The organism is Pseudomonas sp. AC463, assembly GCF_979253585.1.
In genome coordinates this window covers 1-265 of sequence record NZ_CEEDDZ010000705.1, presented here as the reverse complement: position 1 = coordinate 265, position 265 = coordinate 1, and the positions used below count along the sequence as shown (strand labels likewise).

Here is a 265-nt window from a genome sequence, read left to right as displayed (position 1 = left end):
ATGCAATATGGCGGCAGCGGCAGCTACAATGCGGTTCGTCGCCCCGGCAGCGGGGCAGACAACGAGCGCGTCAACGTAGATGCGTCCGGTCGGGTGACGTCGGTCGTGCGCGACGGCGCGACGTGGAATTATGCGTTTACGCAACCCACGGCGACGACATCCGCGTTGACGATGACCGACCCGACGTTCAGGGTACGAAAATACCAGTCCGACCTCACCGTCGGCCTGCCGACGCGCGTCGAGGACGAATATGGCCGTGCTACTG

General features: G+C 63.8%; 1 protein-coding gene. It reads left to right on the top strand.

The window, feature by feature from the left end; translation table 11 throughout:
• The coding region (locus tag AC0IYH_RS32020) for a hypothetical protein (RefSeq protein WP_471838322.1) at positions 1-265 on the top strand (265 nt) is incomplete at both ends.